The following is a 25,759-nucleotide window of genomic DNA, read 5'->3' as shown; positions in this document are numbered from 1 at the left end:
GTTGCCCCTGTGCGGGGCGGCACTTACTTTCTTTGCCGCCGCAAAGAAAGTAAGCAAAGAAAGCGGGCTCAAACCGCCAGCTCATAAGTGGGTCCCTCGGCTTGGACGGGGCAGTGGTGCATCTGGAATCTGTGTTCCCGCGCACTCCGCCTCGGTGACAAGGCAGTCATTCTTCCGGCGACACTCCGCGCGCCGCAGCGGTCGTTCTCCCAACCGTCGCATGTTTCGCGACGCCGGGTCTTTGCTGTTCCCGCCGTGTCGAGCTCCCGGTTTTAGGCCCGCCCCTTCCGGCGAGCACGTAGTGCGAGGCGGGAAGTATGACTGCCTTGTCACTTGCGCCGAATGTGCGGGAACACAGATTCCAGATGCACCACTGCCATCTGCGAGCCGGGGGACCCACTTATGAGCTGGCGGTTTGAGCCCGCTTTCTTTGCCTACTTTCTTTGCGGCCGCAAAGAAAGTAGGTGCCGCCCCGCACAGGGGCAACGCCAATAGACCACCGCGAATTCAAGGAAAGGCCAAGGGTTCACGCCAAAAAGCCGACCCAGAAAAGAACAAAAACCACAAGCACCGCCGGCAGGCCCAAAAACCAGAGATAGCCCGCATTAACCCTTCTGTTCGACCCATCGCGCCGCAGGCAAATCAACAACAATCACTATCACCAGCACTAACGGCAAGCACAGCAAACCCTCATGGCTACCACTCCCGCAAATCAGCAAGCCGCGCCCGCATCGCCGGGCCCCATGAAGCGCATCATCCTGATCGCACTCATCGCCATCGTCGCCGCCGGCGCCGCGGGCGCGGGCGTGTGGTTCTTCATGTCGAAGCGCGCCCCGGCCGCCACGGCGGCGGCAACGCCCGCCCCCGCTCCGGCGCCCACGTTCTTCCCGCTCGACTCGATGACGGTCAACCTGCAATCGGATGACGGCCAGCAGCACTTCCTGCGCATCGGCCTCACGCTCAAGCTTACCGATCCGAAAACGCAGCAGGAATTGACCGAACACATGCCGGAAATCCGTAGCCGCATCCTGCTCGCGCTGTCGAACCATCATCCCGATGAACTCGCGCCGCTGGACGGCAAGCGCGCACTCGCCACCGAGCTGCGCACGCTGATCGAGCAGCCGACCGACAAGGGCGCCGCGCCGATCCACGTCCAGGACGTGCTGTTCACCGAATTCGTCGTGCAGTGACGCGGTTGCGCACTGCCCTCATCCATCGCCACGGTATGCACGAGGAATAAGAAATGGGCCACGAAGAGTTCATGTCCCAGGAGGAGGTCGATGCCCTCCTCAAGGGCGTAACCGGCGAGTCCGACTCGGAAGCCGAGCAAAGCGAACGTGTAGGCGTACGTCCCTACAACATCGCGACGCAGGAACGCATCGTCCGGGGCCGGATGCCCGGCCTCGAAATCATCAACGACCGCTTCGCACGCCTGTTGCGCGTGGGCATCTTCAACTTCATGCGGCGTTCGGCGGAAATCTCCGTCGGTCCGGTGAAGGTGCAGAAGTACAGCGAGTTCACCCGCAACCTGCCGATTCCGACCAATCTGAATCTGGTCCATGTCAAGCCGTTGCGCGGCACGTCGCTGTTCGTGTTCGACCCGAACCTGGTGTTCTTCGTGGTCGACAACCTGTTCGGCGGCGACGGGCGTTTTCATACGCGTGTCGAAGGACGCGATTTCACGCAGACCGAGCAGCGCATCATCATGAAGCTGCTGAACCTGACGTTCGAACATTACGCGGCCTCGTGGAAAAGCGTGCGTCCGCTGCAATTCGAATACATGCGCTCGGAAATGCACACGCAGTTCGCCAACGTGGCGACGCCGAACGAAATTGTCATCGTCACGCAGTTCTCGATCGAGTTCGGCACGACGGGCGGCACGCTGCACATCTGCATGCCGTATTCGATGATCGAGCCGATTCGCGACATCCTGTCCTCGCCGATCCAGGGCGAGGCGCTCGAAGTGGACCGCCGCTGGGTCCGCGTGCTGTCGCAGCAGGTGCAGGCGGCTGAAGTCGAACTGACGGCCGACCTCGCGCAAGTGCCGATCACGTTCGAACAGATTCTGAACATGCGCAAAGGCGATGTTCTGCCGATCAACATTCCCGAGCAGATCACCGCAAAAGTCGACGGTGTGCCGGTGATGGAATGCGGCTACGGAATTTTCAATGGTCAATACGCGTTGCGCGTGCAGAAGATGATCAGCGCAGCCGACACGATGAAGGAAGGTGGATATGAGTGATCTGAACGCAAAGCCCGAGGAAGAGCTGAGCTCCGCCGCGGCGCAGGTTGCCGCCGACGCGGCGAGCGCCGAAGACGAAGCGGCGCTCGCCGACTGGGCAAGCGCGCTCGCCGAGCAGAACGACAACAGCAGCGAGATCAGCGCGAGCACGGCCGGCGTGTTCCAGCCGCTGTCGAAAGTCGCGCCGACTACGACGCGCAACGACATCGACATGATTCTGGACATTCCGGTCCAGATGACTGTCGAGTTGGGCCGCACCAAGCTCGCGATCCGCAACCTGCTGCAACTTGCGCAGGGTTCGGTAGTGGAACTGGACGGCATGGCCGGCGAGCCGATGGACGTGCTCGTCAACGGCTGCCTGATCGCGCAGGGTGAGGTCGTGGTGGTGAACGACAAGTTCGGTATTCGCCTCACGGACATCATCACGCCGTCCGAACGTATCCGGAAGTTGAATCGATGAAACCCGCAGTTAGCCGCGCCGTGCTCGCAGCGTCGCGTCATGCCCGTTCCCGCGCGGCGTGCGCGGTGCTGTCCGCGACGGCGCTGTGCTACGCGCTCAGCGCACCGCTCGCCGCTCATGCGGCCGACATGAACGCCGTCAACAACGCAGCGAAGATGGCCTCGAACGTCGGTGCCGGCAGCGCGGTTCCCGCGTTGGGTATCGGCGCGGTGTTGCAGACCATCGTCGGGCTCGTCGTCGTGATCGGCCTGGTGTTCGGCTGTGCGTGGCTCGCGCGCCGCTTCGGCTTGCAGCCGGGCAGCCGCAGCGGGCTCGTGAAAACGGTCGGCGGTGCGTCGCTCGGCGGCAAGGAGCGCGTCGCGGTGGTCGAGATCGGCGATACGTGGCTCGTACTCGGGGCGGCGCCCGGCAACGTGCGTCTGCTTCATTCGATGCCGGCCGGCTCGGTGGCCATCGAAACGGTGGGCCAGACGCAAGGCGGCTTGCCCGGCGCAGGCAACTTCGGCGGCACGAGCGGCACCGGCAGCACGAGCGGCACGAGCGGCACGAGCGGCACGAGCGGCGGCACATTGTCCGGCAGCTTCGGCCAGCGCTTTCGCGACGCCCTGAAGGGCGAAGTGAGCAAACGTTTCAACGGGCAAGGCAACGGGGTTCGGTAATGCAGTTCAGTCTTCACTCGGCGCATGGCGCGCATTCCACCCGCCGCTCGCGGACCGTCTCTACAGTCTTGCGCGGCGTGCGCCGCGCCGCGCCCATCGCCTCGGTTGTATTGCCCGCGCTGATGCTCGCGCTGCCGACGCTCTCTTTCGCGCAAACCGCCGGTTTGCCGGCCTTCAACACGAGCCCGGGCCCGAACGGCGGCACCACGTATTCGCTGAGCGTGCAGACGATGCTGCTGCTCACGATGCTGTCGTTCCTGCCGGCCATGGTGCTGATGATGACGAGCTTCACGCGCATCATCATCGTGTTGTCGCTGCTGCGTCAGGCGCTCGGCACGACGACCACGCCGCCTAACCAGGTGCTGGTGGGTCTTGCGCTCTTTCTCACGCTGTTCGTGATGTCGCCAGTGCTCGACAAGGCGTACACGGACGGCTACAAGCCCTTCTCCGAAGGCACGGTGCCAATGGAAACGGCGGTGAGCCGCGGCCTCGCCCCCTTCAAGACGTTCATGCTGCGCCAGACGCGCGAAAGCGACCTCGCATTATTCGCGCGCATCTCGCATGCCGCGCCGATGCAGGGTCCGGAAGACGTGCCGCTGTCGCTGCTGGTGCCGTCGTTCGTCACGAGCGAGCTGAAGACGGGCTTCCAGATCGGCTTCACGATCTTCATTCCGTTTCTCATCATCGACATGGTGGTGGCGAGCGTGCTGATGTCGATGGGCATGATGATGGTTTCGCCCGCAACGATCTCGCTGCCGTTCAAGCTGATGCTGTTCGTGCTCGTCGACGGCTGGCAGTTGCTGCTCGGTTCGCTCGCGCAAAGTTTTGTCTGAACGCGACGCGCGGCGCCGCGCACCGCTCGCCCGCGCGCGTTCTCGCTCACGTGCTTCACATTCTTCACGCTTCTGGTTGAATCGCCATGAATTCAGAATCCGTCATGACACTCGCGCACCAGGCCATGTATGTGGGCCTGCTGCTTGCCGCGCCGCTTCTGCTCGTCGCGCTGGTGGTCGGTCTGGTGGTGAGCCTTTTTCAGGCCGCCACGCAGATCAATGAATCGACGCTGTCGTTCATTCCGAAGCTGCTGGCAATCGCGGTCACCATGGTGATCGCCGGTCCGTGGATGCTCACCACCATGCTCGACTATCTGCGCCAGACGCTCACCAATATTCCGACGCTCGTCAACTGAGCGCCGCGCTTTTCTTCTCCCAACGAGCCTAGCCGCCGCCATGTTTTCCGTCACGTATGCGCAACTGAACGCCTGGCTCACCGCGTTTCTGTGGCCGTTCGTGCGGATTCTGGCGTTGGTGGCGACCGCGCCGGTGCTCGGCAACCGCTCGCTGCCGCTGCGCGTGAAAATAGGCCTCGCGGCCTTCGTGACGATCATCGTCGCGCCGACGCTCGGCGCGCTGCCGCAAGTCACAGTGTTTTCCGCCGAGGGCGTGTGGATCATCGTCAACCAGTTCCTGATCGGCGTGGCGCTCGGCATGACCATGCAGATCGTGTTTCAGGCCATCAGCGCGACGGGCGACTTCGTCGGCCTCGGCATGGGCCTCGGCTTCGCGACCTTCTTCGACGCACAGGCGAGTAGTTCCAGCCAGGTGTTGTCGAGCTACATGTACACGATCGCGATGCTGGTGTTTCTCGTGATCGACGGTCATCTGCAGATGATCAGCGCGCTGCTCGCGTCATTCAACTCGCTGCCTGTTTCGGCCAACATTCTCGGCGCGCCTGGCTGGCGCACACTCGCCAGCTTCGGCAGCACGATTTTCTCGGCGGGACTGCTGCTGTCCCTGCCCGTGGTCGCCGCGCTGCTCATCACCAACCTCGCGCTCGGCATTCTGAACCGCGCGGCGCCGCAGATCGGCGTGTTCCAGATCGGCTTTCCGCTCACCATGCTGATCGGCTTGTTGCTTCTGCAACTGATGATCCCGAACATGATTCCGTTCTTCGCGCGTCTGTTCACGGTGGGCATCGACCAGATGGGACGCGTTGCGCTCGGCTTCAGATAAGGGCTTTTTAGCCGAACCTCGGCCCGGTAACACGCCGGCACCGGCACGCTGGAAAAACACAAAGGGCGGAACCGGCTCACACCGGTTTCCGCCCTTTGTTCATGGAGCGGCAAGCCGCTCGCGCAATCAGCTGAGGTACTGAAACAGCGACATGTTCTGAATCTTCACGAACGCTTGCTGTGCCGCTTGCAATGCGTTCTGTGCCAACGTGTATTTACCGACGGTCTTGATTATGTCGGTTTGCGTCAGGTCCGACAGGTCGTTCGCGGTTTGCAGCGTGTTCGTCTGGGTGACCGTCTGCAACGCCTTGATCTCCTGCTGGCGGCCGCCTACTGTCGCCTGCGCGGTCACGACATTGTTCATCGTGTTTTCGAGCTGCGTCATGCTGGTGACGAGCGCGCTCTGGAAGCTGGCCGTCGACGCACCGCCCGAGATCGGCGATTGCAGCGTGCTGATCAACTGGCTCAGGTTCGCGAACACATCCATGCTGCCCTGCGTGGCGGGCGTCACCGAGAAGCTGTCGCCTGCGTTCGGCGCGCCGCTGATCGACACCGACTGGCCGCCGAGCGTGATCGCCGAGCCCGCGGTGAATGCTTGCGGTCCGCTTGTCGTGACCGTGCCCGTCGCCGGATCGGTCTGGCTCACGGTATAGGTCGTCGACGACGTGAAGTTGATCGAGTACGTGTCCGCGTTGGTCGGGTCGGTCGGATTATTCAGGCTCACCGTGCTGATGACGCCCGTGCCCGTGTTGCCCGCGGTTGCGGCCGGCACCGCGCTCGTGCCGATAGGCGCCACGCTGCCGAAAATCGACGTGCCGTTGTCGCCGGTCTGCACGACGTGCGAGTTGGTGATCTGCACGGCGGGCGTCCCCGTGTCGCCGGAATACGTGACCACGCCGGCCGAATTCGTGTTGTACGGCTGCGCGCTGCTCTGATAACCCGCGAACAGGTAGTTGCCTTGCGGATCCGTCGCATTGGCGAGCGTCATCAACTGGCTGCGCAGGCTTTGCAGTTCGGTTGCGATGGAGCCGCGGTCGCCGTTGTTCAGCGAGCCGTCGCCCGCGCGCAGCACGAGCGTGTGGATGCTTTGCAGCACGTTGTTGACGCTGCCGAGCGTGGAATCCTCGAGCTGCAGCGACGCGAGCGCGGTGTTCTGATTGCTCGTGTACTGGGCGAGGCTCGTCGCGGTGGAGCTCAGCTGCACGGCCTGTGCCGCGCCGAGCGGATTGTCCGACGGCGTGGAAAGGCTCACGCCGCTCGAAATCTGCGCGTAAAGCTGCGACAACTGAGCCTGCTGATCGCTCATCGTCGCCACGTTCATGGTGAAGTACTGCGTGCTTGAGATGCGCATGTTCAACGCCTCACTGGAAGATGCCAAGCAGCGTCTGGAACAGGGTCTGCGCGGTCTGGATCACCTTGCTGTTCGCCTGATAGAGCTGCTGATACTGAAGCAGATTGGCTGCTTCTTCGTTGATGTTGACGCCCGAGACCGACTGCTGCGCGGTGGTGATCTGCGTCACCAGCGAAGCCTGTGCCGTGCTCGAGGTCTGAATCTGATTGGTCTGGTTGCCGACGTCGTTGACGTAGTTCGCATACGCGCCCGTCAGCGTGACCGTGCCGCCGTTCATCGACTTGGCCGTGGACAGGTTCGACAGCGCAAGCGCGTTGCGGCCGTCGTTGTTCGCACCGGTGTTCGGGCCGATGGTGAACTTGTCGCCAGCAGCGGGCACGCCGCTGATGGTCACCGACACGTTGTTCATCTGGCCGGCGGTCGTGTTGTTGATCGTCAGGCTCGCGCCGGTGCTCGACGAATACGGCACGACGGTCGTCGCGCTCGTGATCGGATACGTGGTCGCGGGCGAACCGGCCACGGTCACCGTGGAGCCGACCGGAAAGCCGGTCAGGCCGGTGCCGTCGTAGGTCAGCGTGGTGGTCGAGCTGGGCATCGTGTAGCCGGCCGTCACGGTGCCCGACGAAATCGCTCCAGTGCCCGTGTTGGTGGACGCGGCCGCGCCCAGTACCGGCGACGCGGCGGCGATTGCCGCGGCGTCCGTGGTGGCGGTTGCGAAGCTGTTCAGCGCGCCACGCGTCGGCTCGACCGTGAACGAGTCGCCGGCATTCATGGTGCCCGTCGTCGAGAAGTTCAGGCCGTTGATCGGCTGGCTCAGGTTGCTCGCGGAGCCCACCACCGTGCCCGTCGAATTGTCGGTCAGCGTGTAGCTGCTGCCGTTGTAGGCGAGCGTATAGTCGCCGGTAGTCGGCTGGGTGGCGTCGGCGAACGACACGCTGAGCGACGCATTGCCGGTGTTCTGGGTGTTCGCATACACCGTGGGGCTGCCCACCGAGAACAGCGCGCCGCCCTGCACGCCCGCGAGCGTGATGCCGAGCGCGTTCTGCGCGTTGACCTGCGAGGCGAAGCTGACGGCAATCGCGCCGAGCTGCGCCTCTGCCGGGTCGAGCGTCTGGCTGCGGAACGCGACGAGTCCACCGAGCGTGCCGCCCTCGATCTTGCTATCGGGCAAGTCCTGCGGCGCCGCTGCCGGATTCGCGCCGGCCTGCCCCAGGTACTGCACGGAGAGTTCGCTGGAGTCGCCCGTGGAAGGCGCGGTGCCCAGGTTGAAACTGTTGCCACCCGACACGAGCGGCTGGCCGTTGCTCATGAACACGCTGTAGGCGCCGTTGCTATTGACGACCTGCACGCCGATCAGTTTCGACAGATTCGACACGGCGAGGTCGCGCTGATCCAGCAACTGGTTCGGCGGCTGGCCTTGCGTGCTGGCGGCGCTGACCTGGCCATTCAGCTGCGCGATCTGCTGCGTGTAGCTGTTGATCTGCGAAACGGTGTTGCTCAATTGCGTGTTGACGCTTTGGCGCAGCGCGTCGTATTGCTGGCCGGCGGCGTTGAGCTGGTTCGCGAGCGTCTGCGCGCCGCTCATCGCCGTCTGGCGCGTGGCGAGGCTCGAAGCATTGTTCGAGACGTTCTGCATGCCCGTGAAATAACTCGTGATGGCGCTGGCAATGCCGGCAGTCGGGCTGCCGATCAGATTGTTCAGTTGCGAGATCAACGAGTTGTAGGTGGCGAGCGAGCTGCTCGATGACTGCGCGTCATTGAGCTGCGTCGTCAGGTACTGGCTGTACTGACGCGTGACGGTGACCGTCGAGACGCCCTGCGGCAGATAGCCCGAACCGGTGTACTGCCCGCCGGCTTCCGCGTAGACGGGCGTTTCGATCGTATAGCCGGGCGTCGACGCGTTGCTGAGGTTCTGGCCGGTCGTCGTGAGTCCCCACTGGGCTGCGTTCAGTCCACTGAGACCAAGATTGATGAGATTGGACATGCGTCATCCTGAAGGGCGACACCATACACATGCCGCCGCGTTACTTGAACTTTCTGTTTAACGGCTTTCGCGACGGAAAATTGAGGCCATTCGCGACGCTTGCAAAACTTCGATCCAACGTTTGCGAGGCCGGCGCGGCGGGCATGCGAAGACAGTCCGCTGCCGCGCTGCCGGCGCATTGCGCCCGCTGCGCCCGTCCGTTAGCGAACGAGAGAACGGCGCTTCATTTCCAGTTGCGTGATGAGACGCTGCAGCGTGTTTTCCGCGCTACCCGGCAGCGTCAGGAAACGGAAGCCGAGTTGATAACGCTGCGTGCCGTTCGGCAGCGCGAGCGAGCGATGCGACACCAGCTGCAGATCGAGCGACAGGCGGCCCAGCCGGCCAAGCGACAGTTCGCAATCGTCCAGACGCGTGCCCATGGGCAGTTCCGCCACACGTTCGTCGGACGTGCGCATGCCCACGCCGCCAAGCGACAGGTCGTGCACTTCGAAGCGGAACGAATCGCCTTCCGGCAGACGTCCGCTGCACGTATAGGGATCGAGAATGGGTGCGTCGACGCGAAAATACTCGCGGCGCTGGACGTAGAACAGCACGGGCGGAAAGTCGGCTTCGAATGCGGGCAGTCCCTCGAAGCGCGTTTCGCGCGGCGTGCCCGTGGCGAACTCCACGCGCACGCCCTCCGGCGCCGCGTGGAACTGGCAGCCCGCCGCAGCCAGCAGGCCGCGGTTCTGCTCGGATAACGCACCCCAGTCGAAGGTGAAAGTGCGCGCGCGCACGTCGACGTCGAGCAGACGCGTGACGAGCTGCCCTCCCGGATACTGAACGGTGAGGAAATCGCCCCGATTGACGAGATTGCGCAACTGCACGCCGATCTCCAGCGGATTGCGCCGGCCGAAATCGTGAGCGCTGTCGTCTGACGAAACGTGCGGCTGGATCGGCGTGTCGGTCTGGCCGTTCGACTGATTGGTTTCCATGGGCTTGCCGGTATGCATGTTCTTGCGGGCACGTGCCAGAGCTCCTGCCGGGGCTTTCACGCGGTCTTTTTTCCATGCAGACCGTGGCACGCGCATTCAACCGGAGATAAACGCTTCCGGTATGGGCTCTAACGGATTAGCGGCAGTATCCCGCTAAAATTTAGGGGCGCCCAATGAATTATTTGGCATTGCACCGCGCAAACGTTAAAAGCCGGATAACGCGGCTATAACGTGCTGATAACGCGTGGGTAAATCGTAACGCGCATTTTCAACGCGCCGGTTTCTGCAGATGAGTTTCGCGGGTAAGCCGGCCGCTGTCGGCAGCCGGCTTCGTCCGTCTTGTCATGCACCTGGCCCCGTCGCGTGCATGGTTGCGGTGTTTCAACCCATCTTGCTCATAATCGACATCAGTTTTTTCGCGTAATGCGGATCCGTCGCATAACCGGCGCGCTGCATGCCCGTGGCGAAACCCTTTACGTCATGTGCCGAATTGATTACCTGCGCGTAACGCGGATTGCCCTTGAGCAGGCTTGCGTAATCGGTCATGGCTTCCTGATACGAATCGTACGCGCGGAATTTCTCCACCACGCGTTGCGGCTTGCCGTTCACATATTCGGTGGTGAGCGTGGAAACCGTTTTGCCGGTCCAGTCTTTGGTCGCCTTGATGCCGAACACGTTGTGGCTCGTGGTGCCGTCCGCCTTCTTGATCTCGCTCTTGCCCCAGCCCGACTCCAGTGCGGCCTGACCGATAATGAAGCGCGCCGGAATGCCGGTCGCGGCGCTGGCGGCCTGGGCAGGCGCTGCAAGCTTGTCGACGAACGCGTCGACCTTCGGCGAGCTGCCGTCGCCCTTCAGCGGCGGCGTGAGCGCGCTGTTGGCCGAATAGCCCTTGCCCGTCGCCAGTTGCCCGTTGGCTTGCGCGTTGCCATAAGCCTTGGCGAGCGCGTTGAGCGCCGCGGTCTGACCTTCGTCGCCGCCGCTGCCGCCGCCGAGCGCATTGGCCATGCCAACGAGGCCGCCCGCGCCGCTGCCGCCGTTGGCACCGCTCACCTGCATGCCCTGGTTGCGCATCAACTGCTTGAGCATCGCGTCGGCGACGCCAATGCCCTTTTGCGACATCTGCTGCGACAACTGCTGATCCATCATCGACGTGAAGGTCGCGCTGTCGTGCGAATCGAACGGGCTGTCCTGGGGCGTCGCATCGCGCATGCTCTTTAGCATCATCTGCGTGAAGACGGCGTCGAACTGCTGCGCCGCCATCTTCATGCCGGCCTGCGGCGACGCTTTCGCCTGCGCGCTCAGCTTCGCGAAACCCTGCACGTCGAGCGCGAAGCGCTGGGTCAGATCGTTCGCCGCCGCGGCGGAATTGGTCGTATCCGAATTCATCTCTTCTCTTCCTTAGATGATTTCCAGGTCGGCGCGCAGAGCGCCCGCCGCCTTCATCGCCTGCAGGATCGACATGAGATCCGCGGGCGTCGCCCCCAAGGCGTTGAGCGCCTTCACTACTTCGGCGAGGTTCGCGCCGGCCGTCACCATCTTCAGTGCGCCGTTGTCCTGCTTCATCTGAATCTGCGACTGCTTGGCCACCACCGTCTGGCCGTTCGAGAACGGGCCCGGCTGGCTCACTACCGGCTGGGTGTTGATTACCACCGAGAGGTTGCCGTGCGCGACCGCGCAGTTCTGCAGCGTGACCATCTGGTTCATCACGATCGAGCCGGTGCGCGCGTTCAGAATCACCTTCGCGGCGGCCTGCGCCGGCTTCACGTCGAGGTTCTGCAACTGCGCCATGAACGCGACCTGCTGCTCGGGATCGCTCGGCGCACGCAACTGGATCGTGCGGCCGTCGAGCGCCGTGGCCGTGCCGCTGCCGAATGCGTTGTTGACTGCCGCCACCACGCGCTGCGTCGTGTCGTAGTCCATCTCGTTCAGGTCCAACTGCATCGTGCCGCCTTGCGACACCGAGGTCGGCACGGCACGCTCGACGATCGCGCCGCCGGCAATGCGGCCCGCCGCCAGCGTATTGACCTGCACCTTGCTGCCGTTCGCGCTGGCGCCCGCGCCGCCCACCGCGAGATTGCCCTGGCCGAGTGCGTACACCTGGCCGTCCGCGCCCTTCAACGGCGTGAGCAGCAGGGTGCCGCCGCGCAGGCTCTTCGCATTGCCGAGCGACGACACGGTAATGTCGATCTGTTCGCCCGGACGCGCGAACGGCGGCAGTACGGCCGTCACCATGACCGCGGCGACGTTCTTCAACTGGATGTTCGACAACGACGATTGCGAGTTGCTCGAACCGGCCGCCTGGTTGTTGATCGAGATGCCGAGGTTCGCCAGCATGTTGGCGAGCGTCTGCGTCGTGAACGGCGTTTGCGTGGTCTGGTCGCCCGTGCCGTCCAGACCGACGACGAGGCCGTAGCCGATCAGCGGATTGTCACGCACGCCCTGGATCTGTACGAGGTCTTTCAGACGCTCCGCGTGAGCAGGCGTGGCCGCCGGCAGCGCCGCGCACGCGAGCGCGACGAGGGCGAGCGCCCGGCCGATGTTGCCGGCGCGCGCGAGAAAGCGAAGAGAAGCAGTACCCATGATCACCACGGCGACACGTTGAGGAAGAAGCGTTGCAGCCAGCCGAGGTTCTGCGCTTCGTCGACATAGCCCTTCGCGGAGTATTCGATTTTCGCGTCGGCCACCTGGGTGGAGTACACCGCGTTCAGGTTCGAAATGGTGTTCGGATTCACGATGCCTGAGAAGCGCACGAATTCATTGCCCTGGTTGATCAGCATCTGTTTTTCGCCGCTGACCATCAGGTTGCCGTTCGGCAGCACGCCGGTCACTGTCACCGTGATGGTGCCGTTGAACGTGTTCGACGCGTTGGCGCCGCCCGTCGCGGTGAACTTGTTCGCACCGTTCGCGCTCAGGTTCGCCTTGCCGAACAGCCCGCCGAGAAAGCCGGCGGTGGGCACGTCGAAGCTCGTCGTGCCGTTGCGGTTCACGCCCGCGCCCGACGACTTGGTCGCGTTGACGTTTTCCTGGATCACGATGGTCAGGATGTCGCCGACATTGCGCGGGCGCTGGTCTTCGAACAACGGCCGGCCTGCGTAACCCGGGTTGTAGATCGAGCCGGGCGCCTGCGCCTGCGGCGGCATAGGCGGCATCGCCGTCATCGGCTGTTGCGTGATCGGCTGCTTCGGCACGAGGCCGCAACCGCCGAGCGCCGCGACGAGCGCAAGCTGCGCGAGCGCGACGGCAGTGCGCGAATGGACCGGATTACGAGTGAAGTACGACATCTTGATTACCGCCTGTTAATTCCCGCTGACTGCAGCGTTAAATCTGCATCTGGCTGAGCGTCTGCAGCATCTGGTCGGACGTCGTCACGGCCTTGCTGTTGATCTCGTAAGCGCGTTGCGTCTGGATCATGTTGACCAGTTCCTGCACCACGTTCACGTTCGATGCTTCCACGTAGCCCTGATTCAGCGTGCCCGCGCCGTTCAGACCAGGCTGCGCGACATTGGGCGCGCCCGACGAGGCGGTTTCCGCGAACAGGTTTTCACCCTTTGCGTCGAGACCGGCCGGGTTGATGAAGGTGGCGAGCTGCATCGTGCCGAGCTGCTGCGTGTTGGTCGAGCCCGCCACGCTGATCGACACCGCGCCGTCACTGCCGATGGTGAGCGAGGTCGCGTTGCTCGGCACCGTGATCGCAGGAATCACCTGGTAGCCGCTCGACGTGACGAGCTGACCTTGCGCGTTGGTCTGGAACGAGCCGTCACGCGTGTAGGCGGTCGTGCCGTCGGGCATCTGCACCTGGAAAAAGCCCTGGCCGTTGATGGCGACGTCTTTCGAGTTGCCCGTCTGCTGCAGGTTGCCCTGCGTGTACAGACGCTCGGTGGCAACCTGCTGCACGCCGGTGCCGAGCTGAATGCCGGAGGGCAGCTCCGTGTTCTGCGTCGAATTCGCGCCCGGCTGGCGGACGGTCTGGTACAGCAGATCTTCGAACACGGCGCGCGAGCCCTTGAAGCCATTCGTGCTGACGTTCGCGAGGTTGTTCGAGATCACGTCCATCTGCGCCTGCTGCGCATTCATGCCGGTAGCGGCAATGTAGAGTGAGCGGTTCATAAATCTATTCTCCTGTCGACCGGGCTCGCGCTCTGCGCTCGCTCAGGTCTCATGCAACTGGTTGCGGACCCGTGAACGGCCCGTTAGCTGAAACTCAGCAACTGGTTTGCCGACTGATCGTTCTTGTCGGCGCTTTCCAGCAGCTTGGTCTGCATCTGGAACTGGCGCGCGTTGGTGATCATCGCGACCATCGCGCTGACCGGATTCACGTTGCTTCCTTCCAGCGATGCCGGCGCGATCGCCACCGTCGGGTCCACCTCGGCAGGGTTGCCGTCGGCGGTGCGGAAGAGGCCGTCGTCGCCGCGCGTGAGCGTTTGGGGATCGGGATTGACCAGCTTGAGCTGATCGATCGTCACCACGGCAGTCGGCGGATCGCCCGGCGTGAGCGCGGTCACGGTGCCGTCGCGGCCGATGGTGATCTGCGCGCCCGGCGGCACCGCCATCGGGCCGCCGTTGCCGAGCACCACCTGGTTGGTGGCGTTCACCAGCTGGCCGTTCTGGTCGATATGCAGATTGCCGGCGCGCGTGTAGGCTTCGCCGCCGTCGGCGGTCTGCACGGCGAGCCAGCCCGGCCCTTCGATGGCGACATCCAGAGGATTGCCCGTCTGCTGGATCGGGCCGGGCGTGTAGTCCGCGCCCGGCGTCGACGACAGCACGAAGGTGCGCGTGGTGTTGTCGTTGATCGAACTGCCGTCGCCGAACGACATCGGCACGGCGCGAAACGTCGCCAGCTGCGCGCGAAAGCCCGTGGTCGACGCGTTCGCCAGATTGTTTGCAACGATGGCCTGCTGTTCGAGCGCTTGCGTGCTGCCCGACATCGCGGTGTAGATCAGCCGATCCATGATGGGTCCGTCCTGCTCGCTTACAGGTTGATGAGCGTCTGGTCGACGGTCTGCTGCGTCTTGATCGTCTGCGCGTTCGCCTGATAGTTGCGTTGCGCGGTGATCAGATCAACCAGCTCGCTCGTCAGATCGACGTTCGAGTTCTCCACCGCGCCGCCTTGCAGCACGCCGTGGTTGGTCGAGCCGGGCGCCGAGATCTGCGCGACGCCCGACTGCGACGTCTGCTGGAACACGTTGTTGCCGAGGTTCACGAGACCGTTCTGGTTTGAGAAGTTGGCGAGCGCGATCTGGCCGAGCGCCGCGGTCTGCTGGTTCGAATAATTGCCGGTCAGCGTGCCGTCGGCGCCGATCGTGAAGCTCGTCAGCGTGCCGGCCGCATAGCCGTCGGGCTGCAGCGAATTCACACCGTTCTTGCCGCCGTACTGCGTGGTGCCGCCAATGTTCAGCGTCAAAGCCTGCGGCGTCGCCGAACCGTCCGTGGTGGGTACCGAGAAGTTGAAGACATACGGCGTGGTGGTTGCCGTGCCCGACGCGTCGGTCGTGCCGAGCAGCGTGCCCGACGAATTGAAGTTCGCGTGGCCGACCAGCGTCGCCGTGCCGGTCGACACGCCCGCATACACGTCCCACGTGCCGGCCGAGGTCTTGGCGAAATACATGTTGACCGTCTGCGAGCCGCCGAGCGTGTCGTACACGGTCGTGCTGGTCGAGTAGTTATACGTCGACGAGCTGTTCTGGTTGAAGGCCACCGGCGTGGGCGCGATCGCGTAGCTGTCGCCGGTCGCGGGCACGCCGTTGAACGTGACGGTCTGGCCGTTGCCGAGCGAGATCGGCGAGCCGGCCGTGTAGGTGCCGGTCGTCGAGGTGCCGAGCGTCGTGTCGGTCACCGTGTAGGCGGTCGCGCTGGTGAACGTGACGGTGTAGTTGTCGTTGTTCGTGCCCGATGCAGTGTTGGTGATGGTCGCGCCAGGCGTGGTGAGCGTGCCGGTGTTCGAGGCGTTGGCCGTGACGCTCGGCGTGCCGAGCATCAGCGGGTCCTGCGCGTTCAGGTTCAGGCCGGCCGAGATGTTGGTGGTCGCCTTCGGCGCGATGTTCGCGGTGGGCACGCTCAACGGCACGGTTTGCGCTGTGTTGATGATGCCGGAGCTGTTCGCGGCGTAGCCCATCAGTTGCAGACCTTGTGCATTCGTGATGAAGCCGTTCTTGTCGAGCTGGAACACGCCGTTGCGCGAATACACGAGCGAGCCGTTGTTCGACAGTTGGAAGAAGCCGTTGCCGTTGATCGCGACGTCGAGCGCCTGGTTCGTGCTCGTGATCGTGCCTTGCGAGAACTGCTGCTGCACTTCGGACAGTTTCGTGCCGATGCCGACCTGGTTGCCCACCGCCGTCGCCACCGAATTCGCGTACATGTCGGCGAACTGCGCCGCGCCGCTCTTGAAGCCAACCGTATTCGCGTTGGCGATGTTGTTGCCGATCACGTCGAGATCGCTCGACGATGCGGACAAACCACTCAAACCTTGTTGGTAACCCATGACGGTCTCCGTGTCTGGAAAGTCGTAACTGACTGAATCTGAATTAGAGGATGGCGGCCACGCCGGTCAACGCGACGGTCGAGCCGTTCGACAACACGAGGCCCGGCGTACCGTTGCTCTGCATGACGACGCTTTGCACCGTCGCGCTCGCGAGCGTGGTGGCCGTGGCCTGCTGGCCGTTGATCGTGCCGACCGCGCTGATCGTGTAGCTGCCGTCGGGCAGCGCGTTGCCGGCTGCGTCGGTCGGCGTCCAGCCCACCGGAATCGTGCCGGCCGACTGCTTGCCGAGATCGATCGTCTTGACGATCGTGCCCGCCGAGTTCTTCACCACGACCTGCAGGTCGCTCACCGAGTTGGCGAGCTGCACGCCGAACGCATCCGCCTTGCCGCTTGCGACCGAGACCGAGCTTCCCGGCGCGAGCACCGTCGAGCCGATCAGCAGCGCCGCTTGCGACTGCTGGCCCGCCGACATCTGCGTGGCGAGCGAGCTCAACGTCGTGTTCAGCTGGCTGATGCCCGACACGGTATTGATCTGGGCGAGCTGCGAAGTCATCTGCGAGCTGTCCATCGGGTTGGTCGGATCCTGGTTCTTCAACTGCGCCACGAGCAGGCTCAGGAAGGTGTTCTGCAGATCGGTCGCCGAGGTGCCGGACGTGCTGGCCGTCGAACTGGTCGAGCTCGACGCGCTGTTCGTGCCGTTCATCGTGTCGAGCAGCGTTTGCGACACGGTCGTGCCGTTGTTGCCGATGGTCGTGCTAGTGGTCAAGGGGCTCTCCTCAGGTTCCGATCGTGAGCGTTTTCAGCATCAGGGTCTTGGCGGTATTCAGCGTTTCGACGTTGGCCTGATACGAGCGCGACGCCGAAATCATGTTCACCATTTCCTGCACCGGGTCGACGTTGGGCAGCGTGACGTAGCCGTCGGCGTTGGCGGCCGGGTTGCCTGGGTCGTAGGCGGTTTTCATCGGCGTCGGGTCGTCCACCACGCCGGTGACCTGCACGCCGCCGACCTGCTGGCCGGAGCCCGTGCGCGCGCCGCCGAGCGGCGCGACCGCGAACACGACCTGCTTGGCCTTGTACGGCTGGCCGTCCGGGCCGGTGGTGCTGTCCGCGTTGGCGAGGTTCGACGCCGTCACGTTGAGCCGTTGCGACTGCGCGGACATCGCGGAGCCTGCAACACCAAATATGTTCATCAAAGAAGGCATGTTTGCTGACCTTTCGTGCCGGTTCGAGCCGGCATCAAGTGAGTTCCCGTAGCGTTTTTTTCATGCGCCGCGCGTTGCCCGCGTCGCTATTACGAGCCCGACTGGATCGCCGACAACATCGTCTTGATCTGGCTCGACAGCACCGTCATGCCCGATTCGAAGTGCAACGTGTTGTCCGCGAACTGTACGCGCTCGGTGTCGATGTCGACGGTGTTGCCGTCGAGCGCCGGTTGCGTCGGATTGCGGTATTGCAGATTGCCGTAGTCGTCGGAGGTGCCGCCTGCCGGGCGCAAGGTCGACTTGCCGGACAGATGGCCCGGCGCCGTCGCCGCCATCGACATGCCGCTCGTCACGCCGGCCGGCTGGGCCATCGCGAGCGTCGCGGTGTTGGACGCCGTGTGGCCGGACGCACCGGTCTTTTTCAGCGCGCCCGCGAGCGACGAGGCGAAGTCGACGTCGCGTGCCTTGTAGCCGGGCGTGTCGGCATTGGCGATATTCGACGACAGGAGCTCCTGGCGATAAGCGCGCACATCGAGCGCCTCACGTCCAAAAGCGAATTCGGCATCGAGTTTGTCCAGCATAAGAATCTCCGGAGAACGGTCCCGAGGCTTCCCGTGCGCCTCGCGTGAGGACTGCATCAGACGGGAAGGCCTTTTTGCATGAGGAGCATCTTATGGGCGGGGCGCAAGCAGCAATCGGACGAATAACCGGGAAAGGGGGCTTCTATTCAACGTTTGCGCGAAGGGGGCGCTCAATAGAATGCAAGACGTACCGAATGCATTCGATGGAGAACCCGATGGACCAGCCCACTTCCGATCCGACGCCCCGCGCGAAACGCACGGTTGCGCATCGCACGAGTGCGGCGGCATGGCGGGTCGCTGTCCGCCTGGTGTTGAGCTCGTCTCTTGGCGTCTGCGCGGCTGGCGGCAGCTGCATGCTCTTCGCCGGAGCTGCGCACGCCGGCGAGGCAGACGGCCCTATCGTGATTGCCGGGCCGAACGAACAGAATTCGGCGGCGCTTGCCGAACTTGCCCAGCATATGCAGAGCGCGCCCGCGAAACGTACCGGCTCGGCCGCCACGCTCGCCGCCGCTACCGCGCAGTCGCTCACGCGAGGTGCTTCCACGCGCGAGAACGATCCGTTCATTCGCGCCGCCAATGTGAGCGGTTCCATCGTGATAGCGGGATCAGGCGAGACGCCCGCCGCGCCGCAGATGATCCGCACGAACTTCAAGCCGGATCCGAACGGTGTCGTGACCATTCCGGCGCCGGGGCGCGCGGGGACTGGCGCGATGAATGCGGCCAACCTCCCGGATGCTCCCAACGCGGCGGATACGTCCAGCGCGGTCGGCGCTTCGACTCGCGTCAACCTTGCGCAGGCCGCACGCCGCGTCGTGCCTGTTGTCGTGACCCCGGCGCCTCAATCCAACGGCGCACGCGAGAACGCGGGCGTCCAGCCGGTGGCGGCCAATGCGGCGTCGAGCGTGGCAAGCCGCGCAGCGGCGGGCATGTCCCGGTCGGCGGGAGCGGGCGCTTCGGCCCCTTCGGCCGCGACGGCGGGCGCTTTGGTGCCAGACAGCTTCGACACGCTCGCGTCGCGCGGCGAGCCGCCGCAGATCGGCGCCGACGGCAAACCGATCGCGGCTCGCCCGAGCGCACCAGCCAATTCGGCGAACAGCGCGGTCGCTGCGCCGAACGCCCGCATGCCCGCGACGCGGCCCGCCTCGCCCACGGCCTCAGTGGCCCAGCAGAACCCGCGTGCAGCGGCAACGGCACCGGCGCAGCCCGCTCCGCTGCCCGGCCAGCAAGACCCGGAAGCCATCCGCGCGGTTGCGCTGGCGTTTCTGCAACAGCAGTCGGCGGGCTTGCCGGGCAAAGTGGATATCACCGTCGCGCCCGCGTTTCCGCGCGGTCTCGCGGCCTGCATGACGCTCGAGCCGTTCATGCCGAGCGGCGCGCGCATGTGGGGCCGTGTGACCGTCGGCGTGCGTTGCGCGGGACAGCGTCCGTGGACCATCTATCTGCAAGCGCGCATCTCGCTGCACGCGACCTACTACCTCGCGGCGCGTGCCATGTCGGCAGGCGAAGTCCTCACTGCCGCCGATCTGGTTGCGCGCGAAGGCGATCTGACCGGCTTGCCGCAGGCCATCGTCACGGACCCGTCGCAGGCGGTCGGCTCGCTCACGCTGACGCGCGTCTCCCCCGGCATGCCGCTGCGCCGCGATATGCTGAGAAGCGCGTCGGCGGTATCGATCGGGCAGACGGTGAAGGTCGTGGCCGCCGGCGACGGCTTCGCGATTTCGTCGGAAGGCAGCGCGATGAACAACGCGTCGCCGGGCCAGCAGGTTCGCGTGAAGACCGCCAACGGCCAGATCATCTCAGGCATCGTCAAGGACGGCTCGACGGTGGAGATTCAACTGTGAAAGTGAGCGCGCCGCGCGTCGCCAGAAGCTGGGTCGCGCCGCCCGTATCAGGGCCGGATCGTCTTGATAGACAAGGAAAAAGCTGTAGCGATTGCGCTAAAGTTTTGATCGACGCTTGCCGTTATCAGAATCAAATCGTTCAGGAAGCCAATCGTGAAAGTCGATTCTCAAACCAATTCGAATCTGCCGACGTTGAAAGACGCGCTGTCCCGCTCGCAGCAAAGCGACGCGGCGACCGCGAACACCAGCGCGCAGACCGCGGGCACTGCCTCGCAAGCCACTCCCAGCAGCTCGGGCGACGCCAGCGTCAGCCTGTCGGGTCTGTCGCAGCATCTGCGCAGCCTCGCGGCGACCGGCTCGGCCGACATCGACACGGCGCACGTCGAGTCGATCAAGCAGGCCATCAAGGACGGCACGCTAACGATCGACTCCGGCAAGATCGCCGACGGCGTGCTGAGCACCGCACGCGAGTTGTTGCAGAACAAATCCTCGTCGACCGGCAACTAATCGACGCATCGAAGTACGGTGAATGGCCGGGCGACGTTCGACAGACCCGGCTCGCGTATCTAGCGCGAGCCGTCGTTTCCAGCGAGTTGTTGAGATGAAAGACGCCCTGCTTGCCACCCTCTCCGAAGAGTATTCCGCCGTCGAGGCGTTTGCGTCGGTACTGACGCTCGAGACCAAGGCGCTGACCGCCTTGTCGCCGGTCGAGCTGCTGCCGTCGGTGATCGAGAAAAAGACCGAGCTGATCGGCGAGCTCGCCCAGCTTGAAACGCGCCGCGACGAACTGCTCGCCGGCATGGGTTTTCCGGCCGGCTGGGCCGGCATGGAGCTCGCAGCCAGCACCGACGAGCGCATTGCTGAGCAATGGTCGCTGCTGCAAAAAGCCGCCGAGCGCGCGCGCCGTTCGAACACGAGCAATGGTGAACTGATTCGCGTGCGCATGGATTACAACCAGCGGGCCCTGGCGGCGTTGCAGGTCGTGATGCCGCAAAAGGCCGGCTTTTATGGACCAGACGGGCGGATTCCCGCGCGTGTCGCGGTTTGATAGCAGGTCAAACGCTGCCGTGCTGAAACTCGAGCGCTGAAACGCAAGCGCTGAAACGCAAGCGCTGAAACGCAAGCGCTGAAACTCGAGCCTGAGTCTCGAGTACTCGAACCGAAGCACCACTGAACAAGGGGTTCGTCGCCACGACGAACCCCTTTTCGTTTCCGCCCGCCGCGCGGCTGTCGGTCATTCGCCTTCTCTCACTTCCTCATGACTGGCCATCTGGCCAGGTGGCGCTAAGCCAGCCTTCCGCGTTCAAATCTTCTCTTTTCCATGACGTTTCCCGCGGCGTGCGTGCGCCGTTGCGCCCAGTTTCGGCAGCGTCGCGCGCGAGGCGGTGAAATCTCTTTAGCGGAGTTGTGTAATCGTGTGTATATTACGGGGAGTGCAAAATGAACAGTGGCGAGGTCGTCAAACTGATTCAGGCGGACGGTTGGAGGCTCGTGCGCATATCGGGCAGTCATCATCATTTCCGGCACGCATTGAAAGCCGGGCTCGTGACCATCCCTCACCCCAAGCGGGACCTCCCGCCCGGCATGCTGAACAGCATCTTGAAACAGGCAGGACCGAAATGAAAAACCTGATCTTTCCGATCGCAATCGAGCCGGGCGACGCGCAGCACGCGTTCGGCGTCATCGTGCCGGATATTCCCGGCTGTCACTCGGCGGGAGATACGCTGGAGGAGGCTTACGCGAACGCGAAAGAGGCAATCGAGGCGCATCTGGACACGCTGCTCGACGAAGGTTTGCCGATTCCCGAAAGGCTGACGCTAGACGAGCATCGGCGTAATCCTGACTACGCGGGTTTCACATGGGGCTTCGTGACAACCCGCAACATTCCCGCGCTGAAAAAAGCGGTGCGCATCAACATCTCGTTACCGGAGGCGCTGGTGCACGACATCGACGAATACGCGCAGGCGCGCGGCATGTCGCGTTCGGCTTTTCTTGCGCTGGCAGCCGAGCATGAAATGGCGGACGCCTGACATCGGCGCGTGCAGCGCCCACCGCTTCGGCATCCGAACTCATTGCGCAACCACGTTCGCAACTGAACCGCGTTGCGTGGCATGGGTGCACAACGCACACCGCTCAGGTTGCCTCGGCATTCGCCCAGGCCATTTCGCGCAGGCGCGTGCGCAAGCGCGCCACTGCCTGGCTGTGCAACTGGCATACACGCGACTCGCTGACTTCCATCACCGCGCCGATTTCACGCAGGTTCATGCCGCGCTCGTAGTAGAGCGACATCAGCAGCTTCTCGCGTTCCGGCAAGCGGTCGATCGCCTCGACCAGCGCTGAGCGCAGGCTCTCGTCGAGCAGCGCCGAAAGCGGGTCCGAGTGGTCGACGCAGTAGCGGTCGAGAAACGGCTCGTCGTCCGCCGAACGGTCGAAGTCTTCGTAGTAAATGAGCTGGCTGCCGTGCAGATCCTGCAGCATCGACTGATACTCGTCGAGCGGCATCTGCAGGTGTTCGGCAATCTCCGTTTCGCTCGCCGAGCGTCCCAGGTTCTGCTCCACCTTGTGCACGGCCGTTTCCACTTCACGCGAAGTGCGCCGCAAGCTGCGCGGCAACCAGTCGTTGCTGCGCAATTCGTCGAGCATCGCTCCGCGAATCCGCTGGCTCGCGTAGGTTTCGAACTGCGCGCCCTGATCTTCCTTATAGCGGCTCGCGGCATCCAGTAGGCCAATCATGCCGGCCTGAATCAGATCGTCGAGATCGACGCTGGCCGGCATTTTGGCAACGAGCTGCAAGCCGAGGCGACGCACGAGCGGTGCATACTTCGTCAAAACATCGGCTTGGGAAATCTTTCCCTGAGCGTTATACATCGTGCTCCCCTTGTCCTTGTGCCGCCTCTCAGGCGTGCTGCGCAGACGGTTGGTCGGCGTGTTGCGCCGATGAAACTGTCGCAGGCGCCATCCATGGCGTTTGCGACGACATCGCTGGCCGCATTGGCCAGTACTGCAATTCGGCTGCGAGGTGCCGGAAATCGCGCGCTGCCGGTGTCGACGGAAAGGCGTCGACGACACAACGCGACAACTCTTCGGCTCGCGCCATCCGCGCATCCGCGGCAATGCAACCGGCGTCTTCCAGCGCCACCGCGAGGTAGCGCCCGGCCACGCCGGCCAGGTTTGCAAAAGCAGTGCGGGCGTCTTCCACGCTCTGCACGTGGTTCACCAGCACGCGAAACTGCGCGATCGCATGCGCGTAGTGCAGTCGCTTCATGCAGGCATACGCGTCCGTGATCGCCTGAGCGGCCATGCGTGTGACGATCATCACGTCGTGCGCCTGCATGGCGAGCGCGGACAGATGCCCGTGTGAGTCGAGCTGCGCGTCGATCAGCACGATGTCGGCCGGACCGTGCAGCAGCACGCCGAACTGCGCCGCGCTATAACCCTCGCGATGCGCACGTGCGGCACTCAGCACCGAGAAACCGAGCGGATGCCGCGAGGCGGCGTCGTCGAGCGTCGCCTCGCCGCGCATCAAGGCGGCGAAATTGCCGGCGTCGCGCAGGTTCCCGGCAAGCGCACTCACCGACTTCCCGCCGACGCACTCGTCGATCACGAGCACGTCCTTGCCTTGCTGCGCGAGCGCGGCGGCAAGGTTGATCACCGTGGACGTACAGCCCGCACCCAGCGAGCCCGCCGTCACCGAAATCACGCGCGAGCCGCTGCGCGCGAGGAGGCGCCGCAGTCCTTCTGCCTGATCGGAGACGAGCTTATCCAAAGCGGACCTCGTGCAGTTCAGCGGTCGAACGCGCAGACAGCGCGGAGAGCAGTGCAGGCACATCGTCGTCGTGCGGGACGAACGGCGAGTGATCGCGTGGAATGCAGAACGCGCTCTTGATCAGAAAACGTTTGGTCGCGACGTAGAGGTTCTCAGGCACCTTCTGACCGGTCGACACGTAGTGCACCGGCAGCTTGTAGCGGATCACCGTATCGAGCACGCCGCCGAGGTTGGTGGCTTCGTCGAGCTTGGTGAGAATGCAGCCGGCGAGCGGCTGTTGGTCCGGTCCGCGCTGATATGCCTGCACGACTTCGTTGAGCGTGTCGCCGTGGCTCGTTGCGTTGAGCAGCAACAGGCGCTGCACCGGCTGGCCCGCGCGGCTCAGCATCGCGATCTGGTCGGAGACAAGCCGGTCGCGCTGGCTCATGCCGATCGTGTCGATCAGCACGATGTGCTTGTTGCGCAATTCGGAGAGGGCGAGTTGCAGGTCGGCGCTGTCTTTCACCGCGTGAACCGACACGCCAAGAATCTTGCCGAAGATGCGCAGTTGTTCGTGGCCGCCGATCCGGTAGCTGTCGGTCGTGAGCAGCGCGACCTTGCTGGCGCCGAAACGCATCACGCAGCGCGCGGCGAGCTTGGCGGTCGTCGTGGTCTTGCCTACGCCCGTCGGGCCCATCAGCGCGAACACGCCGCCGCGTTCCATCAGCGTGTCTTCGTCTTCCATGACGGGCAGATTGGAGGCGAGCACCGAGCGCACCCAGTCCATGCCGTCGTCCATGTTGTCGACGTCCTCGGGCAGGTTGTCCACCATCATCTGCACGAGTTGCGCCGAGAAGCCGGCGGCAAAGAGATGCTTGGTGAGGGCGCCGTGCGCCGGGTTGCGGCGCTGCCGGTCTCCCCACATGAGGCCCGCGAACTGTTCTTCCATCATGCCGCGCAGCGAGGACAGCTCGCTCATCACGGTTTCCTTGACGACCTGTTCCATGCGCGCCTTGATCGCTTCCGCGACCGCGGCAGGCGTGCGCGCGTCGTCGGCTGCAGGAGGCGTCGGCGTGAATTTTTGCGCGGCGCGGCGTGCAGCGACCTGGGCGGCTTCGCGCGCCCAGTCCGGCGTGTTGTCGCTAGCCGCTGCCGCACCCCTGCCCGGCTCGACGGCGGCGCCAAGGCCCTTCGCCATAGCGTCGGCCGGCGTCATCGCGGCCGGACGTGCGCGGTAGTCGCCGTGCTGTTCCTGTTCGGCGGCAATGCGTCGTGCGTGATCGATCAGCCACGGATTGGACTCGGCGAGCGTGCGCGGCCCGTGGATGTCGGCGGTGGCTGCGGCAGACGCAGAGGGCACGCCGGCCGCCTTCAGGAGATCGGCGCGGATGTCTTCGGTGAGACGCGCAGCCGCAGCGCGCGCGCTCGGCTGCCCGACGTGAATCTGCGGTGCTTGCGGCGCCGCTGCGTGCTTCGCTGCCGCAACTGCAGCGGACGACGTGGAGCCGGACACGCTGCTTAATGCGCTGTTGCGGGTCTCGGTCTGCGCGGCCGAGGGTCTCGCTGCCTTCATCGCCGCATTCATGGCCGCGCTCGGAACCACCTTGGCGGCAGGCTGTGTATCGTGGCCGGCTGCAAGCGCGGAGTCGGCAACGTTGCCCGTCGCCTCGGTCCCGGCTTCGGGGCTCGCGCCGAACACCGACGAGAACACGTCGGGCATACCGCTCGCATACGGGTTCGCCTGCATCGGCTGTGTGGAGGAGAGCGTACGCGGCGCCGCAGATGCAGCCAATGCGGGCTGCGTGAGCGCAGCACTGGTCGATGCGGCAGGCGTCGCGCCGGTGTCCGCGCGCGGTGCCTTTGGCGTGATCGCCGCAAGGTCGCTGTCGGCCAACGCGACAATTTCGACACTGCCGTCATCCATTGTCCGATTGGACAGCACGACCGCGTCCGCGCCCAGCGCTTCGCGCACAAGACGCAGTGCGTCGCGACTGGTGGCACCTATAAATTTACGAATGTTCAAGCTGGACCCCCGATGAGGTATACGGACTGACGGACCGGCAACACACCGCTTCCCATTGAGATCATTATTGCGAAACCCGTCGACCGACGATCGGTGGATAAAGGCCGGGAAACGTGGGTAATTCGAACGATGGAGGCTGGCCGTCAGCTACGTTCGCGGCGGCGGAGGAACATGCCGCCCGACTCCACGCGAATGCGGGCGGCCGCCG

27 protein-coding genes are annotated in these 25,759 nt (G+C 64.2%); 12 read left to right on the top strand and 15 right to left on the bottom strand.

Annotated features, from left to right (window positions below):
• Positions 1-692 precede the first annotated feature (692 nt).
• The 7 genes from fliL (at position 693) to fliR (ending at position 5,373) form a co-directional block, all read left to right on the top strand.
• Positions 693-1,190, top strand: a complete 498-nt coding sequence (gene fliL / locus F757_RS0106545) for a flagellar basal body-associated protein FliL (protein WP_027210708.1) — start codon at positions 693-695, stop codon at positions 1,188-1,190.
• 53 nt (positions 1,191-1,243) lie between these two features.
• Positions 1,244-2,242 (top strand): flagellar motor switch protein FliM, encoded by a 999-nt coding sequence (fliM, locus tag F757_RS0106540; RefSeq protein ID WP_013589920.1) that lies wholly within the window; start codon positions 1,244-1,246, stop codon positions 2,240-2,242.
• Positions 2,235-2,702, top strand: a complete 468-nt coding sequence (gene fliN / locus F757_RS0106535) for a flagellar motor switch protein FliN (protein ID WP_027210707.1) — start codon at positions 2,235-2,237, stop codon at positions 2,700-2,702. The genes fliM and fliN overlap by 8 nt, the downstream gene beginning before the upstream one ends.
• Positions 2,699-3,361, top strand: coding sequence for a flagellar biosynthetic protein FliO (gene fliO / locus F757_RS0106530; protein WP_027210706.1), 663 nt, complete (start codon positions 2,699-2,701; stop codon positions 3,359-3,361). Before fliN ends, fliO begins: the two co-directional genes overlap by 4 nt.
• Positions 3,361-4,194, top strand: coding sequence for a flagellar type III secretion system pore protein FliP (gene fliP / locus F757_RS0106525; protein ID WP_027210705.1), 834 nt, complete (start codon positions 3,361-3,363; stop codon positions 4,192-4,194). Before fliO ends, fliP begins: the two co-directional genes overlap by 1 nt.
• Positions 4,195-4,280: 86 nt before the next feature.
• Entirely contained in the window at positions 4,281-4,550 is a 270-nt protein-coding gene (fliQ, locus tag F757_RS0106520) for a flagellar biosynthesis protein FliQ (protein WP_013340831.1), read from the top strand.
• 40 nt (positions 4,551-4,590) lie between these two features.
• Positions 4,591-5,373, top strand: coding sequence for a flagellar biosynthetic protein FliR (fliR, locus tag F757_RS0106515; RefSeq protein WP_027210704.1), 783 nt, complete (start codon positions 4,591-4,593; stop codon positions 5,371-5,373).
• A 126-nt stretch (positions 5,374-5,499) separates the two neighbouring features.
• Here the strand turns inward: fliR and flgL are convergent, their stop codons facing one another.
• The 12 genes from flgL to flgB form a co-directional block, all read right to left on the bottom strand.
• A complete protein-coding gene (gene flgL, locus F757_RS0106510) occupies positions 5,500-6,723 on the bottom strand; it encodes a flagellar hook-associated protein FlgL (RefSeq protein WP_027210703.1) in 1,224 nt (407 codons plus the stop codon).
• A 10-nt stretch (positions 6,724-6,733) separates the two neighbouring features.
• Positions 6,734-8,707, bottom strand: coding sequence for a flagellar hook-associated protein FlgK (flgK, locus tag F757_RS0106505; protein ID WP_027210702.1), 1,974 nt, complete (start codon positions 8,705-8,707; stop codon positions 6,734-6,736).
• A 200-nt stretch (positions 8,708-8,907) separates the two neighbouring features.
• Complete coding sequence (locus F757_RS0106500) at positions 8,908-9,681, bottom strand: flagellar brake protein (protein ID WP_198021351.1); 774 nt, start codon at positions 9,679-9,681, stop codon at positions 8,908-8,910.
• Positions 9,682-10,062: 381 nt separating this feature from the next.
• Positions 10,063-11,067, bottom strand: a complete 1,005-nt coding sequence (gene flgJ, locus F757_RS0106495) for a flagellar assembly peptidoglycan hydrolase FlgJ (protein WP_027210700.1) — start codon at positions 11,065-11,067, stop codon at positions 10,063-10,065.
• Between the two features lie 12 nt (positions 11,068-11,079).
• Complete coding sequence (locus tag F757_RS0106490; protein WP_027210699.1) at positions 11,080-12,261, bottom strand: flagellar basal body P-ring protein FlgI; 1,182 nt, start codon at positions 12,259-12,261, stop codon at positions 11,080-11,082.
• 2 nt (positions 12,262-12,263) lie between these two features.
• A complete protein-coding gene (flgH, locus tag F757_RS0106485; RefSeq protein ID WP_027210698.1) occupies positions 12,264-12,962 on the bottom strand; it encodes a flagellar basal body L-ring protein FlgH in 699 nt (232 codons plus the stop codon).
• A 37-nt stretch (positions 12,963-12,999) separates the two neighbouring features.
• Positions 13,000-13,788, bottom strand: a complete 789-nt coding sequence (flgG, locus tag F757_RS0106480; RefSeq protein ID WP_013340839.1) for a flagellar basal-body rod protein FlgG — start codon at positions 13,786-13,788, stop codon at positions 13,000-13,002.
• A gap of 83 nt (positions 13,789-13,871) precedes the next feature.
• Positions 13,872-14,630 (bottom strand): flagellar basal-body rod protein FlgF, encoded by a 759-nt coding sequence (gene flgF, locus F757_RS0106475; RefSeq protein ID WP_027210697.1) that lies wholly within the window; start codon positions 14,628-14,630, stop codon positions 13,872-13,874.
• 20 nt (positions 14,631-14,650) lie between these two features.
• Positions 14,651-16,159 carry a flagellar hook protein FlgE gene (locus F757_RS0106470; protein ID WP_027210696.1) on the bottom strand — a complete coding sequence of 503 codons (1,509 nt, stop codon included), beginning with the start codon at positions 16,157-16,159 and terminating at the stop codon, positions 14,651-14,653.
• 43 nt (positions 16,160-16,202) lie between these two features.
• Positions 16,203-16,925 (bottom strand): flagellar hook assembly protein FlgD, encoded by a 723-nt coding sequence (gene flgD / locus F757_RS0106465; RefSeq protein ID WP_027210695.1) that lies wholly within the window; start codon positions 16,923-16,925, stop codon positions 16,203-16,205.
• 10 nt (positions 16,926-16,935) lie between these two features.
• Positions 16,936-17,361: a flagellar basal body rod protein FlgC gene (flgC, locus tag F757_RS0106460; protein ID WP_013340843.1), complete on the bottom strand. Its 426-nt coding sequence runs from the start codon at positions 17,359-17,361 to the stop codon at positions 16,936-16,938.
• 89 nt (positions 17,362-17,450) lie between these two features.
• Positions 17,451-17,942, bottom strand: a complete 492-nt coding sequence (gene flgB / locus F757_RS0106455) for a flagellar basal body rod protein FlgB (RefSeq protein WP_027210694.1) — start codon at positions 17,940-17,942, stop codon at positions 17,451-17,453.
• Between the two features lie 215 nt (positions 17,943-18,157).
• Between flgB and flgA the strand changes: the two genes are divergently transcribed.
• The 5 genes from flgA (at position 18,158) to F757_RS0106430 (ending at position 21,813) form a co-directional block, all read left to right on the top strand.
• A complete protein-coding gene (gene flgA, locus F757_RS0106450; protein ID WP_027210693.1) occupies positions 18,158-19,783 on the top strand; it encodes a flagellar basal body P-ring formation chaperone FlgA in 1,626 nt (541 codons plus the stop codon).
• A gap of 153 nt (positions 19,784-19,936) precedes the next feature.
• On the top strand, positions 19,937-20,290 hold the full coding sequence (gene flgM, locus F757_RS0106445; protein WP_027210692.1) for a flagellar biosynthesis anti-sigma factor FlgM: 354 nt from the start codon (positions 19,937-19,939) through the stop codon (positions 20,288-20,290).
• Positions 20,291-20,384: 94 nt separating this feature from the next.
• Entirely contained in the window at positions 20,385-20,831 is a 447-nt protein-coding gene (locus F757_RS0106440) for a flagella synthesis protein FlgN (RefSeq protein ID WP_027210691.1), read from the top strand.
• Between the two features lie 392 nt (positions 20,832-21,223).
• Positions 21,224-21,406, top strand: a complete 183-nt coding sequence (locus F757_RS0106435) for a type II toxin-antitoxin system HicA family toxin (RefSeq protein WP_027210690.1) — start codon at positions 21,224-21,226, stop codon at positions 21,404-21,406.
• Complete coding sequence (locus F757_RS0106430) at positions 21,403-21,813, top strand: type II toxin-antitoxin system HicB family antitoxin (protein ID WP_013340849.1); 411 nt, start codon at positions 21,403-21,405, stop codon at positions 21,811-21,813. Before F757_RS0106435 ends, F757_RS0106430 begins: the two co-directional genes overlap by 4 nt.
• Before the next feature lie 103 nt (positions 21,814-21,916).
• On the opposite strand, the gene F757_RS0106425 is transcribed toward F757_RS0106430, so the two are convergent.
• The 3 genes from F757_RS0106425 to flhF are packed head-to-tail and all read right to left on the bottom strand — an operon-like array spanning position 21,917 to position 25,551.
• Complete coding sequence (locus F757_RS0106425; protein WP_015004008.1) at positions 21,917-22,651, bottom strand: RNA polymerase sigma factor FliA; 735 nt, start codon at positions 22,649-22,651, stop codon at positions 21,917-21,919.
• Positions 22,652-22,679: 28 nt separating this feature from the next.
• Positions 22,680-23,549: a flagellar biosynthesis protein FlhG gene (locus tag F757_RS0106420; protein ID WP_027210689.1), complete on the bottom strand. Its 870-nt coding sequence runs from the start codon at positions 23,547-23,549 to the stop codon at positions 22,680-22,682.
• The gene (gene flhF, locus F757_RS0106415) at positions 23,542-25,551 is read right to left on the bottom strand and encodes a flagellar biosynthesis protein FlhF (protein WP_027210688.1); all 2,010 of its coding nucleotides are present in this window, start codon (positions 25,549-25,551) and stop codon (positions 23,542-23,544) included. Before flhF ends, F757_RS0106420 begins: the two co-directional genes overlap by 8 nt.
• Positions 25,552-25,759 lie beyond the last annotated feature (208 nt).

The organism is Burkholderia sp. WSM2232 (genome assembly GCF_000472545.1).
Classification (GTDB): domain Bacteria; phylum Pseudomonadota; class Gammaproteobacteria; order Burkholderiales; family Burkholderiaceae; genus Paraburkholderia.
This window is presented reverse-complemented; position numbering and strand designations above follow the sequence as displayed.

Bases quoted from the DNA above. Each gene is read 5' to 3' on its own strand.
- flgH (WP_027210698.1), bottom strand. From the start codon at position 12,962: ATGTCGTACTTCACTCGTAATCCGGTCCATTCGCGCACTGCCGTCGCG.
- F757_RS0106435 (WP_027210690.1), top strand. From the start codon at position 21,224: ATGAACAGTGGCGAGGTCGTCAAACTGATTCAGGCGGACGGTTGGAGG.
- fliO (WP_027210706.1), top strand. From the start codon at position 2,699: ATGAAACCCGCAGTTAGCCGCGCCGTGCTCGCAGCGTCGCGTCATGCC.
- fliN (WP_027210707.1), top strand. From the start codon at position 2,235: ATGAGTGATCTGAACGCAAAGCCCGAGGAAGAGCTGAGCTCCGCCGCG.
- fliM (WP_013589920.1), top strand. From the start codon at position 1,244: ATGGGCCACGAAGAGTTCATGTCCCAGGAGGAGGTCGATGCCCTCCTC.
- fliP (WP_027210705.1), top strand. From the start codon at position 3,361: ATGCAGTTCAGTCTTCACTCGGCGCATGGCGCGCATTCCACCCGCCGC.
- flgL (WP_027210703.1), bottom strand. From the start codon at position 6,723: ATGCGCATCTCAAGCACGCAGTACTTCACCATGAACGTGGCGACGATG.
- flgB (WP_027210694.1), bottom strand. From the start codon at position 17,942: ATGCTGGACAAACTCGATGCCGAATTCGCTTTTGGACGTGAGGCGCTC.
- F757_RS0106490 (WP_027210699.1), bottom strand. From the start codon at position 12,261: ATGGGTACTGCTTCTCTTCGCTTTCTCGCGCGCGCCGGCAACATCGGC.
- flgC (WP_013340843.1), bottom strand. From the start codon at position 17,361: ATGCCTTCTTTGATGAACATATTTGGTGTTGCAGGCTCCGCGATGTCC.
- flgK (WP_027210702.1), bottom strand. From the start codon at position 8,707: ATGTCCAATCTCATCAATCTTGGTCTCAGTGGACTGAACGCAGCCCAG.
- F757_RS0106440 (WP_027210691.1), top strand. From the start codon at position 20,385: ATGAAAGACGCCCTGCTTGCCACCCTCTCCGAAGAGTATTCCGCCGTC.
- fliL (WP_027210708.1), top strand. From the start codon at position 693: ATGGCTACCACTCCCGCAAATCAGCAAGCCGCGCCCGCATCGCCGGGC.
- flgJ (WP_027210700.1), bottom strand. From the start codon at position 11,067: ATGAATTCGGATACGACCAATTCCGCCGCGGCGGCGAACGATCTGACC.
- flgG (WP_013340839.1), bottom strand. From the start codon at position 13,788: ATGAACCGCTCACTCTACATTGCCGCTACCGGCATGAATGCGCAGCAG.
- flgA (WP_027210693.1), top strand. From the start codon at position 18,158: ATGGACCAGCCCACTTCCGATCCGACGCCCCGCGCGAAACGCACGGTT.
- flgF (WP_027210697.1), bottom strand. From the start codon at position 14,630: ATGGATCGGCTGATCTACACCGCGATGTCGGGCAGCACGCAAGCGCTC.
- F757_RS0106430 (WP_013340849.1), top strand. From the start codon at position 21,403: ATGAAAAACCTGATCTTTCCGATCGCAATCGAGCCGGGCGACGCGCAG.
- F757_RS0106500 (WP_198021351.1), bottom strand. From the start codon at position 9,681: ATGGAAACCAATCAGTCGAACGGCCAGACCGACACGCCGATCCAGCCG.
- F757_RS0106470 (WP_027210696.1), bottom strand. From the start codon at position 16,159: ATGGGTTACCAACAAGGTTTGAGTGGTTTGTCCGCATCGTCGAGCGAT.
- F757_RS0106425 (WP_015004008.1), bottom strand. From the start codon at position 22,651: ATGTATAACGCTCAGGGAAAGATTTCCCAAGCCGATGTTTTGACGAAG.
- fliQ (WP_013340831.1), top strand. From the start codon at position 4,281: ATGAATTCAGAATCCGTCATGACACTCGCGCACCAGGCCATGTATGTG.
- fliR (WP_027210704.1), top strand. From the start codon at position 4,591: ATGTTTTCCGTCACGTATGCGCAACTGAACGCCTGGCTCACCGCGTTT.